This is a genomic window from Streptomyces sp. 2P-4 (genome assembly GCF_030167965.1).
In the GTDB taxonomy this organism is placed as follows: Bacteria; Actinomycetota; Actinomycetes; order Streptomycetales; family Streptomycetaceae; genus Streptomyces; species Streptomyces globosus_A.
In genome coordinates this window covers 760,837-774,753 of record NZ_CP095011.1, presented here as the reverse complement: position 1 = coordinate 774,753, position 13,917 = coordinate 760,837, and the positions used below count along the sequence as shown (strand labels likewise).

The following is a 13,917-nucleotide window of genomic DNA, read 5'->3' as shown; positions in this document are numbered from 1 at the left end:
GGCGCCTCAGGGTCGTTGTTCAGCGGCCGGCGCGCTTGGCGGCTGCGGTTGCGGCGGCGCGGGGGCTCCGCCGGTGAAGCGCGTGACCAAGGGCCCGGCGATGGCCAGGAGGAAGACGTAGGCGGCGACCAGGGGGCCGAGCCTGTCGTCGTGTACACCTGCCAGGGCGATGATGACGATGGAGAACTCGCCGCGGGCGATGAGGGCCGTCCCGGCCCGCAGCCGGCCCTGCGCTCCCGCCCCGTCCCGCGAAGCGGCGTACCAGCCGGCGGCCACCTTCGTGGCTGCCGTGACCGCGGCCAGCGCGAGCGCGGGAGGCAGCACGGACAGCAGGGTGCCGGGCCTGATCGACAGCCCGATGGCCAGGAAGAACACCGCCGCGAACAGGTCACGCAGCGGACCGACCACCGCCCGGGTCCGGTCCGCGGCCTCGCCGGTGAGCGCGAGCCCGACGAGAAAGGCGCCGACCGCGGCGGAGATGTGCACCGTCTCGGCCAGCGCCGCCACGATCAGCGTGATGCCCAGGACGCGCAGGAGCACCTGCTCCGCGTCCGGGTTGACCACCAGCCGCCCCAGGTGGTGGCCCCACCAGTAGGAGGCGGCGAAGGCGGCGCCCACCGCGCCCACGGCGACGAGCGCACCCGCCAGCGCCTGCTGCCAGGTGCCACCGGAGACCACGACGGCCAGCACGGGCAGATAGGCGGCCATCGCGAAGTCCTCCAGCACCAGGACGGACAGGACGGCCGGGGTCTCCCGGTTGCCCAGGCGCCTCAGGTCGTCCAGCAGCCGGGCGATGATGCCGGACGAGGAGATGTAGGTGACGCCCGCGAGGGCGAGGATGCCTGCGGCGTCCCATCCGAGCAGCCATCCGGCGACGGCTCCGGGCACCGCGTTCAGCACGAGGTCGACGCCGGCGGACGGCATGTGGCGGCGCAGGCTGACGGTGAACTCGGGGACGGTGAACTCCAGGCCCAGGGCCAGCAGCAACAGCACCAGCCCGATGGACGCCCCGGTCCCGACGAACTCGTCGGCGGCCGGGACCGGGGCGATTCCCCCCTCGCCCAGAGCCAGTCCGGCCAGGAGGTACAGGGGTACGGGGGACAGTGCGAAGCGCCGCGCCAGGGCGCACAGCAGGCTCAACGCCGCCAGAATCAATCCGAGTTCCAGCAGCAGCGCGACCGGGGTGTGCACCGGATCAACCCCGGACGATCTCTTCCACGCCGGCGATGCCGTCATGGGTGCCGATCACCACCAGGACGTCCCCGGCGCGCAGGACCTCGCCGGGACCCGGTGAGGCGATCACCTCCTCGCCCCGGACGATCGCCACGATCGACGAACCGGTACGGGTGCGCGCCCTGGTGTCGCCCAGCGGACGCCCGTCGAACGGGGTGCCGGGCAGCACCTCGACCTGCCCTGCGCTGAGCCCGGGAACCTCTCGGGTGAGGTCGGCGAAGCGTTCGGCGATCCGCGGCGCGCCCAGGATCTCGGCGAGGGTGTCCGCCTCCTCTCCGGTGAGCCGCAACACGGGCCTGGCCTGGTCGAGGTTGTCGGCCGCGTACACCACCAGTTCGAAACCGCCCGACCGGAGGGCCACCACGCCGATCCGGTCGCCGTCCTGGCTGGTGAACTCGTAACGCAGCCCCACACCGGGGAGAAGCACCTCGTTCACGTCCATGCGCGCATCATCGCGCCGCACGCGGCCTGGCGCGCACGTGACGCGCGGGAGGCCCGCGATGGCCGAGACTACTGCCATGCATACGACAAGCAGAACGCGTGCCGTCGCAGGTCCGGGCAGTGGGCGGGCCGTATGAGCGACCGGGCGAACCGCCGGCCGCTGGCCGTCTTCGACATCGACAACACGCTGGCCGACACCGGCCACCGCCAGCACTTCCTGGAGCGCCGGCCGCGGGACTGGGACGGGTTCTTCGGTGCGGCGCCGGCCGATCCGCCGCTGGCGCGCGGGGTGGCGCTGGCGGTCGAGCGCGCAGCCGACTGCGAGATCGTGTACCTGACGGGCCGCCCGGAGCGGTGCCGCGCCGACACGGAGGCGTGGCTGGAGCGGCACGGGCTGCCGCAGGGGCGGGTGTGGATGCGCGGTGACCGGGACCGGCGGCCGGCGCGGCTGACCAAGCTGGACATCCTGCGCCGCCTGGCGCGGAGCCGGGAGGTGCGGGTGCTCGTGGACGACGACGAACTGGTGTGCCAGGCCGCGCGCGCCGAGGGGTTCCCGGTGGTGTCTGCGAACTGGGCGGCGGAGGCGCCGGAGCTGAAGTCCGCCCAGGAGGGCGAGGGCCGCACCTGAGACGGCGGCGGGGCGGCGGGCGCGCCGGGCCCCCGGGGGAGCCGCCCCCCGGAGCCCGGCGCGTGCGTCATTCCTCCTCGTCGAGCCGGAAGCCCACCTTGAGTCCCACCTGGTAGTGGGCGATCTCGCCGTTCTCCAGGTGTCCGCGCATCTGCGTCACCTCGAACCAGTCGAGGTTGCGCAGCGTCTGGTTCGCTCGGGCGATCCCGTTGCGGATGGCCTGATCGATGCCCTCGGTGGACGTGCCGACGATTTCGGTCACCCGGTACGTGTGGTTGGACATGGAGGTCTCCCGACGGTGGGGGCTTCGTCGCCTTCTACGGTGCCCCAGTACGTCCCGTATCGCGAGCTCTGTCGGATCAATTCCACGGCGAATACCCTTGACCGGCCCATTGGTCTATGCCAATTTCAAGCCATCTCGGATTTCCCCCCAGAAGGTGACCCCTCGTGAAGATGCGCTTCCTCGCCGTGTGCACCGCCGTCGCTGCCGCGGCCGCCCTGACCGGATGCAGCGGCGCGGGCGGCGCGTCCGCGGGACCGGACAAGGTGACGCTCTGGCTCATGAAGGGCAGCGCCTCCGACGAGTTCGTCGACCGCTTCACCGCCTCCTTCGAGCAGGAGCACCCCGGCGTCGACCTGGACGTCCGCATCCAGGAGTGGACCGGGATCGGCGAGAAGGTCGACGGCGTCCTCTCGGGCCGCGGAGGCGAGAGCGCCGACCTCATCGAGGTCGGCAACACCCAGGTCGCCCGCTACATCGAGACCGGAGGCCTCTCCGAACTCACCCTCGACGGCATGCGCAGGTGGGGCAACCAGGACTGGCTCGACGGCCTCGCCGACCCGAGCAGCATCGGCGGGGCCCAGTACGGCGTCCCCTGGTACGCCGCCAACCGCGTCGTGATCTACCACAAGGACCTCTTCGCGGACGCCGGCATCAAGACGCCGCCCCGCAACCGCCAGGAGTGGATCCAGGCCACCCAGAAGCTCGACAAGGGCGACCAGCAGGGCATCTACCTCGCCGGGCAGAACTGGTACGTCCTCTCCGGCTTCGTCTGGGACGAGGGCGGCGACCTCGCCGTCCAGAACAACGGCACCTGGGAGGGCACCCTCCACGACGACAAGGCCCTGGCCGGCATGGAGTTCTACAAGCAGCTCCAGGCCCTCGGCGACGGCCCCAAGGGCGCCGACGAGGAAACGCCCCCGCAGGCCGAGGTCTTCGCCCGCGGCAAGGTCGCCCAGATCATCGGCCCGCCCAGCCAGGCCGCCGCCATCGAGGCCGCCAACCCCGCCCTCAAGGGCAAGCTCGGCTTCTTCCCCATCCCGGGCAAGACCTCCGACAAGCCCGGCGCCGTCTTCACCGGCGGCTCCGTCCTGATCATCCCGGAGAAGGCCCGGCAGCGCGACCGCGCCATCGACGTCATCACCGCCCTGGTCAGCGAGAAGTGGCAGACCGAACTCGCCCGGACCATGAGCTACGTGCCCAACAAGACCACCCTCGCCCACGTCGTCGCCGACAACGAGGGGGCCGCCACCATGGCCGTCGGTGCCGCCCACGGCCGGGCCACCCCCAAGTCCGCACGCTGGGCCGAGGTCGAGGCCGAGAACCCGATCAAGCCGTACATGACGGCCGTCCTCACCGGCCAGGACCCCCGCAAGGCCGCCCGCACCGCCTCCGAGTCCATCACCACCGTCCTGAACAGCGAACGCTGAGCCGCCGAGTTCAGAGTCCGCACACCCGGCGGCCGCGAAGCGGTCACGCCGAATCCAGCCGGCCACGGAAGAAGTAGAGGAGCCGGGTCGCCACGCCTGCGGCCCGCGCTCCGTGCCCGGACCTGGAGCCGCCATGACCATCGCCCCCCTGTCCCCGAGCGCCGCCCCCGCAGCCCCTGCCTCCTCCCGCAGGCCCGCCGCCGTCCGCGGCACCGCCCCGGCCGCCGCCCCCGCCCCCCGGTACGCGGTACGCCTCGCCCGCGACGAGGACGAGGTGCGCGCGGCCCAGCGGCTGCGCCACGACGTCTTCGCCGGAGAGCTCGGCGCCCGACTCGACGGACCCGAGCCCGGCATCGACTCCGACGCCTTCGACGCCTACTGCGACCACCTCGTCGTCGTGGAGGAGGAGACCGGACAGGTCGTCGCCACCTACCGGCTGCTGCCCCCCGAACGCGCCGCCGTCGCCGGACGCCTCTACTCCGAAAGCGAGTTCGACCTCTCGGCCCTCGCCCCCATCCGCCCCGACCTCGTCGAGGCCGGCCGCTCCTGCGTCCACCCCGACCACCGCAACGGCGCCGCCATCGGCCTGATCTGGGCGGGGCTCGCCCGCTACATGGACCGCTGCGGCCACAACTGGATCGCCGGCTGCTGCTCCATACCGCTCTCCGACGGCGGCGTACTCGCCGCCGCCACCCGCGAGAACGTCCTGCCCCGCAACCTCGCCCCCGCCGAGTACCGCGTCACCCCCCGCCACCCCTGGAACCCCTCCGGCACGGCGTTCCCCGACCGCACGCCGCTGCCGCCGCTGCTGCGCGGCTACCTGCGCCTGGGCGCCTGGGTCTGCGGCGAACCCGCCCTCGACGCCGCGTTCGGCTGCGCCGACCTGTACGTCCTGCTCTCCCTGCGGCGCACCAACCCCCGCTACCTCCGGCACTTCCTCTCGCTCGCCCCCTCGGCATGAACGCCTGGCTGCCCGCCTCGCCCTGCACACCGCCGGCCTGCGCACGCCACGGCGGGCCCGCCGCAGGCATCCCGCGCGCCCTGCTGCGGCTCGCCGCCGCCCTCGCCCTGCTCCTCGTCGCGGTCGGCGCCGCACCGCCTGTCCGGCTGCTGCCCCGCAGGCCCCGCCACGCCCTGGCCCGCGCCTGGTCGACCGCCTTCCTGCGGGCCTTCGGCCTGCGTGTACGCGTCCACGGCACACCCGGCCCCGACGGCGCGTGCCTCATCACCCCCAACCACGTCTCCTGGCTCGACATCCCCCTCGTGGCCGCGGCCCTGCCCGGCCGCACACTCGCCAAGAGCGACATCCGCGGCTGGCCCGTACTCGGCCGGATCGCCGCCGGCGCCGGAACCCTCTTCATCGAACGCGACCGGATCCGCGCCCTCCCCGACACCGTTGCCGCACTCGCCCGCGCCCTCCGCGCCGGCGACCGCGTCACCGTCTTCCCCGAGGGAAGCACCTGGTGCGGGCGCGCCGGAGGCACCTTCCGCAGGGCCGCCTTCCAGGCCGCCCTCGACGCCGGCGTCCCCGTACAGCCCGTCCGCCTCGCCTACCTGCTCCCCGACGGCAGCACCGCCGGGGCCTGCGCCTTCGTCGGCGACGACCCGCTCACCGCCTCACTGTGGCGGACGGCCCGCGCACACGGCATCACGGCCGAGATCCGGCTGCTGCCGGAGATCCCGCCGGACCGGCACACCGACCGGCGGGACCTCGCCGCCGCAGCTCAGGACGCCGTACGGCCCCCCGCCGCGGCGGCGCCCGCGGCTCCCACCGCCACCGACAGCGACAGCGCGAACCGGCCCCCGGCGTCCGTCCACCAGCGGGCCGGCTCCAGCCCGGCGGCCGTCAGCTCCCGCCGCACACCCTCCCGGCGGAACTTCGCCGACACCTCCGTCAGGATCTCCTCACCCGCCGCGAACGGCACCAGCATGTCCAGCGACCGGACCTTCACCACCAGATCCGACCGGGCCCGCAGCCGCATCTCGACCCACTCCTCCTCCCGGTTCCACACCGCGACGTGCTCGAACTCGCCGAGCGGGAAGTCCGCGTCCAACTCCCGGTTGACCACCGCCAGCACGTTCCGGTTGAACTCGGCCGTCACCCCCTGAGCGTCGTCGTACGCCGCCACCAGCACGTCCTCGCCCTTCACGAGGTCCGTCCCCATCAGCAGCGCGTCCCCCGGCTCCAGCACCGCCCGCACCGACGCCAGGAACCGCGCCCGCTCCGCCGGCAACAGGTTGCCGATCGTCCCCCCGAGGAAGGCCACCAGCCGCGGACCAGGCGACTCCGGCAGCCGCAGCGGCTTCGTGAAATCCGCCACCAGCGCGTGCACCCGCAGTCCCGGATGCTCGTCCAACAGCGTCCGGGCCGCACCCTCCAGGGCGCTCTCGCTCACGTCCACCGGCACGTACGCCTCCAGGGCGGGCATCGCCCCGATCAGGTGCCGGGTCTTCTCCGAGGACCCCGAACCCAGCTCCACCAGGGTCCGGGCCCCGCTCGCGTCCGCGATCTCCGCCGCCCGCTCGCGCAGGATCTCCGCCTCGGCGCGCGTCGGGTAGTACTCGGGCAGGCGGGTGATCTCCTCGAACAGCGCGCTGCCGCGGGCATCGTAGAACCACTTGGGCGGCAGCGCCTTCGGCGACTGCGCGAGCCCGTGCAGCACGTCCGCGCGGAGCGCCGCCTCCGCGGCGTTCTCGTCGAGGGTCCGGGTCAACTGGAAGTCACTACTGCTCACTGGACGGTCTCCTTGAGCGGGGTCAGCGCGACCCCCGTACGGTGGGCGGTCAACAGGGTCCGGTCGGGCACCTCGCACCAGCGGGTGTCGTCGTCGTACGGCTCCGACGCCACCACCACGCGGCCCGCGGGCGGATCGGCCAGATACCACAGCGAATCCCCCCAGGCGGTCGCGGCGATCGACGTGCCGTCGGTCAGCAGCAGGTTCAGGCGGGAGCCCGGCGCGGCCCCCGCCACCTCCCGCACCGGCTCCGCGAGTGCCGTCCCCAGGTCGTCTCCGCGCTGCAGCCGGTGCAGCACGAGCGCCCACACCAGCGCGGAGTCGGTCGCCGCGGGCAGCGACAGCAGCCGGGACGGCGGCAGTTCGGCGGCGAGCCCAGCCACCGACAGCGGCCAGCCCCGCACCGCCCCGTTGTGGCTGAACAGCCACGGGCCCGCCGTGAACGGCGCGGCCGCCGCCTCCCCCTCCGCCCCCGCCAGGGTCGCGTCCCGTACGGCGGCCAGCGCGGCCTCCGCCCGGACGACCCTGGCCAGGTCGGCGAAGGTCAGGTCGCCCCAGATCGGGCCCGCCCGCCGGTACCGGGCCGGCGCCGGGTCCCCCTCCGCGTACCAGCCCACCCCGAACCCGTCGGCGTTGACCGTCCCGTGCCGCTGCCTTCGCGGCCGCCACGACTGCACCACGAGCGAATGCTCCGGGTCGCTGAACACCCGGCCCAGGGCCGTCCGCGGCCCCAGATACGCGATATGGCGGCACATCAGGCATCCCTCGCCGTCCGGAACCCGGAGAAGATCTGCCGGCGCACCGGCAGGTCCCAGTTGCGGAACGTGCCCCGGCAGGCCACCGGGTCCACCGCGAAGGAACCGCCCCGCAGCACCTTGTGCTCCGGGCCGAAGAACACCTCCGAGTACTCCCGGTACGGGAACGCCCGGAACCCCGGGTACGGCAGGAAGTCCGACGACGTCCACTCCCACACGTCGCCGATCAGCTGCCGCACCCCCAGCGGCGACGCCCCCGCCGGGTAGCTGCCCGCCGGAGCCGGCCGCAGGTGCCGCTGGCCCAGGTTGGCGTGCACCTCCGTCGGGTCCTCGTCACCCCACGGGTAGCGCCTGGAGCGGCCCGTCGCCGGATCGTGGCGGGCGGCCTTCTCCCACTCCGCCTCCGTCGGCAGCCGCCGCCCCGCCCAGCGGGCGTACGCGTCCGCCTCGTACCAGCTGACGTGCAGCACGGGCTCCGCGTCCGGCACCGGCTCCGTCACACCGAACCGGCGCCGCAGCCACTGGCCCGCCTCCCGGCGCCAGAACAGCGGCGCGCCGATGGCGTGCCGCCGGATCTGCTCCCAGCCCTCCGGAGCCCACCAGCGCTCGTCCCCATAGCCGCCGTCCTCGATGAACGCCCGGTACGCCGCGTTCGTCACCGGCACCGTGTCGATCCAGAACGCCGCGGTCTCCCGGACGTGCGCCGGCCGCTCGTTGTCCAGAGACCACGGCTCCGCCGACGTGCCCATCGTGAACGGCCCGCCCGGAACCAGCACCTCCGCCGCCGCGGGCGGCGGGCCCGCCGGCGGATCCGGGTCCGGCGCCGCCAGCACCGCCTCCCCGCGCCGCAGCTGGTGCGTGATCAGCATCGTCTCGTCGTGCTGCTGCTCGTGCTGCGCGATCATCCCGAACACGTAGCCGCCGTCGAGAAGCGCCGACCCCTCCAACGGGGCGCCCTCCAACAGGTCGAAGACCCGCCCGCGGACCTCCGCCGCGTACCGGCGGGCCTCCGCAGGCCCCAGCAGCGGCAGCTTCGGCCGCTCCGCCCGCGGATGCTCGAACGCGTCGTACAGCGGGTCGATCTCCGGATGCATCGCCTCACGGCCGCCCACGTTGCGCAGCAGCCACAGCTCCTCCATGTTCCCGATGTGCGCCAGGTCCCACACCAGGGGCGACATCAGCGGCGAGTGCTGGGCAGTCAGGTCCCGGTCCGACACCGCGTCCGTCAGCAGGGCCGTCCGCGCCCGCGCCGCCGCCAGGGCCCGCACCGCCCGCGCCCGCACCTCCTCCGACGAGCCGGGAGCGTACGACTCCGCCGTCACCGCGCCACCCCCGTCCCGGCGGCCGCGCCCGCCTCCGGGCCCGGCGGCCGGTCGTCCGCGGGACAGCGCCCGCGCCGCACGTACCGGTCGGCGAAACCGCCCACCGCGTCCACCACGTACGTGGCCGCCCCGAGCCGCGGCAGTGCCTCCACCGCTGCCCGGAAGCACACCGCCGCCGCGGCCCGCAGCTCCGGATCGGCCGGCCCGAACCGGGCCGCGGACCGCCACAGCCGGTTGCGCGGCGCGGCCTCCGGCCCGTACCCGTCGGCCAGCCCCTTCGCCACCCGGTACGCCGTCTCCGAGGCCTCCGGATCGTCGAACAGGGCGTGCACCACCGCGACCGGCACCAGCCAGCCGTCGTCGCCGGGCTGCGCGTCGATCATCCGCAGCTCCAGGTGCCCGCGCGGGCGCACCGGCGGGAACAGCGTGGTCAGGTGGTACTCCAGGTCCTCCGCGGTGGGCGGCCGCAGCGTCGCGGCGGGCCCCGCGGGGCCACCGCCGTCGCCGGCGCCCCCGCTGCCCCGGCCGTCCGGGGCGGCCGCGGCGCGCAGCCAGTCGCGGAACGTCACCCCGCGGGGCACCGCCCACGCACTGCGCCCGCCGCCGTGCGACCGTACGCACATCACCTCGGTGTCCAGAGCGTGGCCGGCCCACGCCGCCCGCGGCTCGGCGTCCAGGGGCGGGGCGAGCGTGCGGCGGGCGTCCAGATCGCCCCAGATGCCCTGCCGGGCACACCGCCAGCCCGCGTAGCGGCCCGAGGACCCGGGCGAGTTGGCGAACGCGGACACGAACACCGCGCCCAGCAGATGCGCCATCCGCCAGCGCCGGCCGTGCCCGAAGGGGCCCGGCTCCTCGAACCCGGCGTCCACGCAGACCTGTACGGAAGCGGACGCCCGCATCATGGCGCGCCCTCCGGGGCCGGAGCGGTCGAGGTAGCTCTCCATCGCGTCGTAGCGCGGGCTTGCCACCAGGCGCGGCACGGCGCCCCGCGGGTCGCAGCCCGAGCCCTGCAGGCCCAGCCCCATGGAGCCCAGCGCCGAGCGGACGGCGGCGAGGTCGGCCCGCAGGCCGTCGAGGCACTCGGTGAGCGACGAGGCCGGGGCGGAGCTGAGCTCCATCTGGCCGCCGGGCTCGATGCTGAAGCCGGACCGCAGGGGGAGGGTGCGAGCCGCGTCGTGCGCGGCGTTCAGCCGTTCGGGGGGCACGAGCTCGCCGGGGCGCTCGGCGTCCACGACGAGCCATTCGAGTTCGGCGCCGAGGACGCGGGGCGGGCCGGTCTTGAAGCAGATGCCGCGGACGAGGTCCTCGGCTCCTTCTTCCGTGATGGGGGAGGGAGCGGGGTCGGGGCCGCCCGGTGGCCGGGCGGCAGAAGGGTCGGTCGAGTCCTGGTGCATGGCCGATCTCCTGTCCTGGACCGTTGACTTGACCATGCCTACCCGTCCTTCACGGGATCGAAGGGCAGATTCGCGCCGCGTTGCCGTCAATTCGTTGGCCGGGGGGCTGCGCCGCCCTCGATGATGGCGGCGTGAGCAGCAGACTGCGCGAGATCGCGCGTGAGAACGCGACCATCCTTGCGGCCGGCGGGTACCGGACGCGGTCGGGGCGGCTTGTCTCCCTGGCCGCCGCCCTGGAGGAGTCCAAGGCGGGAACCAGACTATATGGACCAAACCGCATCATTCCAGACGAGCGGATTTCGGCCATGGCCCATGACACCGCCATCGAGGTGACGGCCGAAAGCAGCACGGCGGCGGCCCGCAGGCTCGCGGCGGTGGAGGACGGGCCGCGCGCCGCGGCGGTGCTGAACTTCGCCTCGGCCCGCAACCCCGGCGGCGGCTACCTCCGCGGCGCGAAGGCGCAGGAGGAGGCCCTCTGCCGTGCCTCCGCCCTCTACGAGACGCTGCTCATGGCCCCCGAGTACTACGAGGTGCACCGCGCGGGGCGCAGCACCTTCTACACCGACCGGGTGATCCACTCGCCCGGCGTGCCCGTCTTCCGCGACGACCGCGGCGAACTGCTCGACACCCCCTTCCGCGTCGGCTTCCTCACCTCGCCCGCCCCCAACGCGGGCACCATCCGCCGCCAGGAGCCCGAGCGCGCCGCGGAGATCCCGGCCGCCCTGGCCCGCCGCGCGGAACGCGTCCTGGAGGCGGCCGCCCTGCACGGCTACCCCCGGCTGGTGCTGGGGGCCTGGGGGTGCGGGGTGTTCCGCAACGACCCGGCGGAGGTCGCGGAAGCCTTCCGCGCACTGCTCGCGGGCCGGTTCGCGGGGGTGTTCGAGCGGGTGGTGTTCGGCATCCTGGATCGGAACCCGGAGCCGCGGCAGGCGTTCGAGCGGGCGTTCGGCGGTAACGGCCGGTAGTCGGGCGGCCCTGCCCGAGGGCCGGGCGCCTTCTCCGGAGTGCCGGTGTCGCGCCTGCCCCGACTGCCGGTTCAATCCGGCCAAGCGGCACCCGACGGCACCTGCGGGTCTGCAAGGATGCGACGGCAATGTCACAGTCATCGAAGCCGCGCACGGCATCCACGGCACCCACGCCATCCACGGGACCCACGGCACCCGCGGCGCCGGCGCCGCCCGCGTTACCCGCGCCGAGGACGCCCGCGCCTCCCGCCCCCGTGCCACCCACCCCGGCCATACCCACCAGTGCCGACGTGGCCCGGCTCGCCGGGGTGTCGCGGGCCACCGTGTCGTACGTGCTGAACAACGCCGCCTCCGTGCGGATCAGCGAGCCGACCCGGCTCAAGGTGCGGCAGGCGGCCGAGGAGCTCGGCTACGTTCCGCACGCAGCCGCGCGCAGCCTGCGGGCCGGGCACACCCGGATCGTGCTGCTCGCCGGGTGGCACGTTCACGTCGGGCCGCCGTACGGCTCGTTCCTCGGCGAGCTCCAGACCGCCCTGCACCGCATGGACTACACCGTCGTCCAGTACGGGAGCCCCGGGCTCAGCGGCGACGAGGCGGCCCGGGCCTGGGCCGAGCTGCGGCCCGTCGCGGTGATCTCCGTCGGCGGGGTCGTCCTTTCGGAGCACAACGTGGAGACGCTGAAGCGGGCGGGGGCCCGGGCGGTCGTCACCGTCGGGCCTGCCCCGGTGCCGGGGGCGCACGCCCTCGTCCTCGACCAGGCCCAGCTCGGTGCGCGGGCCGCGGCGCACCTGCTGGAGCGGGGGCGGCGCCGTATCGGGGTGGTCGTCCCGGCGGAGGGCGGGCTGGAGCCGTTCTCCGGGCCGCGCCTGGAAGGCGTCCGCCGCGCCGTGCGCGCCGCCGGCGGAGCCGGGGTCGCGGCCCTGCCCATGGCCTGTACGGAGGAGTCGGCGGCGGCGCTCGCCGCCGGCTGGCGGTCCGGCGGGCTCGACGCGGTGTTCGCGTACAACGACGAGTACGCGCTGCTGCTGATGGCCGCACTCCACGACGCGGGGCTGCGCGTCCCCGCGGACGTCGCCGTGATCGGCGCGGACGACCTGCTCCTCGGCCGGCTCCTGCGGCCCCGGCTGAGCACGGTGCGGTTCGGGATGCCGACCGGGGAGCGGCTCGCCGAACTGGTGGACCGGGCCGTGCGCGAGCCGGCCCGGACGGCGGAGCGGTACGGTCCTGCGGCGGCCGAGGCCGTCCGCCGGGAGTCCACGTGACCGGCGGCCCGGTCCGGTGCGCTCCGGGAGGCCGTTGACAGGCGGTGACCGGCGGACGGAGACTGCGGGCGCGCCCCACCGGGCGCGCCCGGCGTCGTACGGGTGCCGACGGCGGCACCCTGGCGGCGCCGCCCGTACGGATCCGCCCAGGAGAGACGCCATGAGCATCCGCACCGTCCGCGACGTGTACGTCGTCGACGCCGTCCGCACCCCCGTCGGCAAGTTCGGCGGCGCCTTCGCGGGGGTCCGGCCGGACGACCTCGCCGCGCACGTCGTGCGCGCGCTGGTGGACCGGACGCCCGGCCTCGACCCGGCCCGGATCGACGATGTCGTCTTCGGCGACGCGAACGGCGCCGGCGAGGACAACCGCGACGTGGCCCGCATGGCGGTCCTCCTCGCGGGCCTGCCCGTGACGGTGCCCGGTGTGACGGTGAACAGGCTGTGCGGCTCCGGACTCGAAGCGGTCGTCCAGGCGGCGCGCTCCATCGCGCTCGGCGACTCCTCCGTCGCCATCGCGGGCGGCGTCGAGTCGATGACGCGGGCCCCCTGGGTGGTGCAGAAGCCGGAGCGGGCCTACCCGGCCACGCACCAGCAGATGTGGTCGACGGCGCTCGGCTGGCGGATGACGAACCCGCGGATGCCGCAGGAGTGGACGGTGTCCCTCGGCGAGGGAGCGGAGCTCGTCGCGGAGAAGCACGGCATCACGCGCGAGGAGCAGGACGCGTTCGCGCTGGAGAGCCACCGCAAGGCGGCAGCCGCCTGGCAGGCCGGGCTGTACGCCGACGAGGTCGTGCCGTTCCCCGGCGTGGAGCTGGACCGCGACGAGTCCGTCCGCGAGGGCTCCACCATGGAGGCACTGGCCAGGCTGAAGCCGGTCTTCCGCACGGACGGGACCGGGACGGTCACCGCCGGGAACGCCTCTCCGCTGAACGACGGCGCGGCCGCACTGCTGCTGACCGACGAGGCGGGGCTGCGCGCCACCGGGCGCGAGCCGCTGGCCCGGATCAGCGCGTCCGCGGTCACCGGCATCGAGCCGCAGCTGTTCGGGCTCGGCCCGGTGGAGGCGGTGCAGCGGGCCCTGGAGAAGGCCGGTACGGGCTTCGCCGACCTGGCCGTCATGGAGCTGAACGAGGCCTTCGCGGCCCAGGCGCTCGGCTGCCTGGCGTCCTGGCCCGAGCTGGACCCGGCGGTCGTCAACCCGCGCGGCGGGGCCATCGCGATCGGGCACCCGCTCGGCGCCTCCGGGGCCCGGCTGGCGGGCGCGGTCGCCCACCGGCTCGCGGCCGCCGGGTCGGGCAAGGGCGTGGCGTCGCTGTGCATCGGAGTCGGGCAGGGCATCGCGCTCGTCCTGGAGCGCTGAACCCGAGCGGCGGGGCGGCGGGGCAACCGGGGCGACCCGGGGTGACCGGGGCGATCGTTTCCGGTCAGGGAGGGACGTCAACTGCCCGAGAACCCGACAGAACTGGGCCTTC

The 13,917-nt window shown here is 74.7% G+C and carries 13 protein-coding genes and 1 pseudogene; 7 read left to right on the top strand and 7 right to left on the bottom strand.

Annotation, left to right across the window (positions count from 1 at the left end; genetic code table 11):
- Positions 1–6: 6 nt before the first annotated feature.
- Positions 7–1,191, bottom strand: a complete 1,185-nt coding sequence (locus MUK52_RS03095) for a cation:proton antiporter (protein WP_114055361.1) — start codon at positions 1,189–1,191, stop codon at positions 7–9.
- A gap of 4 nt (positions 1,192–1,195) precedes the next feature.
- Entirely contained in the window at positions 1,196–1,675 is a 480-nt protein-coding gene (locus tag MUK52_RS03090) for a cation:proton antiporter regulatory subunit (protein WP_114055362.1), read from the bottom strand.
- A 132-nt stretch (positions 1,676–1,807) separates the two neighbouring features.
- Here MUK52_RS03090 and MUK52_RS03085 point away from each other — a divergent pair, with 132 nt between their 5' ends.
- Entirely contained in the window at positions 1,808–2,302 is a 495-nt protein-coding gene (locus tag MUK52_RS03085; RefSeq protein WP_114055363.1) for a phosphatase domain-containing protein, read from the top strand.
- A 67-nt stretch (positions 2,303–2,369) separates the two neighbouring features.
- On the opposite strand, the gene MUK52_RS03080 is transcribed toward MUK52_RS03085, so the two are convergent.
- Positions 2,370–2,585: a dodecin gene (locus tag MUK52_RS03080; RefSeq protein WP_114055364.1), complete on the bottom strand. Its 216-nt coding sequence runs from the start codon at positions 2,583–2,585 to the stop codon at positions 2,370–2,372.
- A 164-nt stretch (positions 2,586–2,749) separates the two neighbouring features.
- On the opposite strand from MUK52_RS03080, the gene MUK52_RS03075 reads away from it, so the two are divergent.
- From MUK52_RS03075 to MUK52_RS03065, 3 genes and pseudogenes are all read left to right on the top strand, one after another.
- Entirely contained in the window at positions 2,750–4,012 is a 1,263-nt protein-coding gene (locus MUK52_RS03075) for an extracellular solute-binding protein (RefSeq protein WP_428985421.1), read from the top strand.
- Between the two features lie 133 nt (positions 4,013–4,145).
- On the top strand, positions 4,146–4,973 hold the full coding sequence (locus MUK52_RS03070) for a GNAT family N-acetyltransferase (protein WP_284574490.1): 828 nt from the start codon (positions 4,146–4,148) through the stop codon (positions 4,971–4,973).
- Positions 4,970–5,497, top strand: a pseudogene (locus MUK52_RS03065) (lysophospholipid acyltransferase family protein); the annotation flags it as partial. The gene MUK52_RS03070 and the pseudogene MUK52_RS03065, both read left to right, overlap by 4 nt.
- A gap of 239 nt (positions 5,498–5,736) precedes the next feature.
- Here MUK52_RS03065 and egtD read toward each other — a convergent pair.
- The 4 genes from egtD to MUK52_RS03045 are packed head-to-tail and all read right to left on the bottom strand — an operon-like array spanning position 5,737 to position 10,218.
- On the bottom strand, positions 5,737–6,747 hold the full coding sequence (gene egtD / locus MUK52_RS03060) for an L-histidine N(alpha)-methyltransferase (RefSeq protein ID WP_284574489.1): 1,011 nt from the start codon (positions 6,745–6,747) through the stop codon (positions 5,737–5,739).
- Complete coding sequence (gene egtC / locus MUK52_RS03055; protein ID WP_284574488.1) at positions 6,744–7,502, bottom strand: ergothioneine biosynthesis protein EgtC; 759 nt, start codon at positions 7,500–7,502, stop codon at positions 6,744–6,746. Before egtC ends, egtD begins: the two co-directional genes overlap by 4 nt.
- On the bottom strand, positions 7,502–8,824 hold the full coding sequence (gene egtB, locus MUK52_RS03050; protein WP_284574487.1) for an ergothioneine biosynthesis protein EgtB: 1,323 nt from the start codon (positions 8,822–8,824) through the stop codon (positions 7,502–7,504). Before egtB ends, egtC begins: the two co-directional genes overlap by 1 nt.
- Positions 8,821–10,218, bottom strand: coding sequence for a glutamate-cysteine ligase family protein (locus tag MUK52_RS03045; protein WP_284574486.1), 1,398 nt, complete (start codon positions 10,216–10,218; stop codon positions 8,821–8,823). Before MUK52_RS03045 ends, egtB begins: the two co-directional genes overlap by 4 nt.
- 131 nt (positions 10,219–10,349) lie before the next feature.
- Here MUK52_RS03045 and MUK52_RS03040 point away from each other — a divergent pair, with 131 nt between their 5' ends.
- From MUK52_RS03040 to MUK52_RS03030, 3 genes are all read left to right on the top strand, one after another.
- Complete coding sequence (locus tag MUK52_RS03040; RefSeq protein ID WP_114055370.1) at positions 10,350–11,183, top strand: TIGR02452 family protein; 834 nt, start codon at positions 10,350–10,352, stop codon at positions 11,181–11,183.
- A gap of 290 nt (positions 11,184–11,473) precedes the next feature.
- On the top strand, positions 11,474–12,445 hold the full coding sequence (locus MUK52_RS03035; protein WP_284574482.1) for a LacI family DNA-binding transcriptional regulator: 972 nt from the start codon (positions 11,474–11,476) through the stop codon (positions 12,443–12,445).
- A gap of 160 nt (positions 12,446–12,605) precedes the next feature.
- On the top strand, positions 12,606–13,805 hold the full coding sequence (locus tag MUK52_RS03030) for a thiolase family protein (RefSeq protein ID WP_114055372.1): 1,200 nt from the start codon (positions 12,606–12,608) through the stop codon (positions 13,803–13,805).
- Positions 13,806–13,917: the final 112 nt, after the last annotated feature.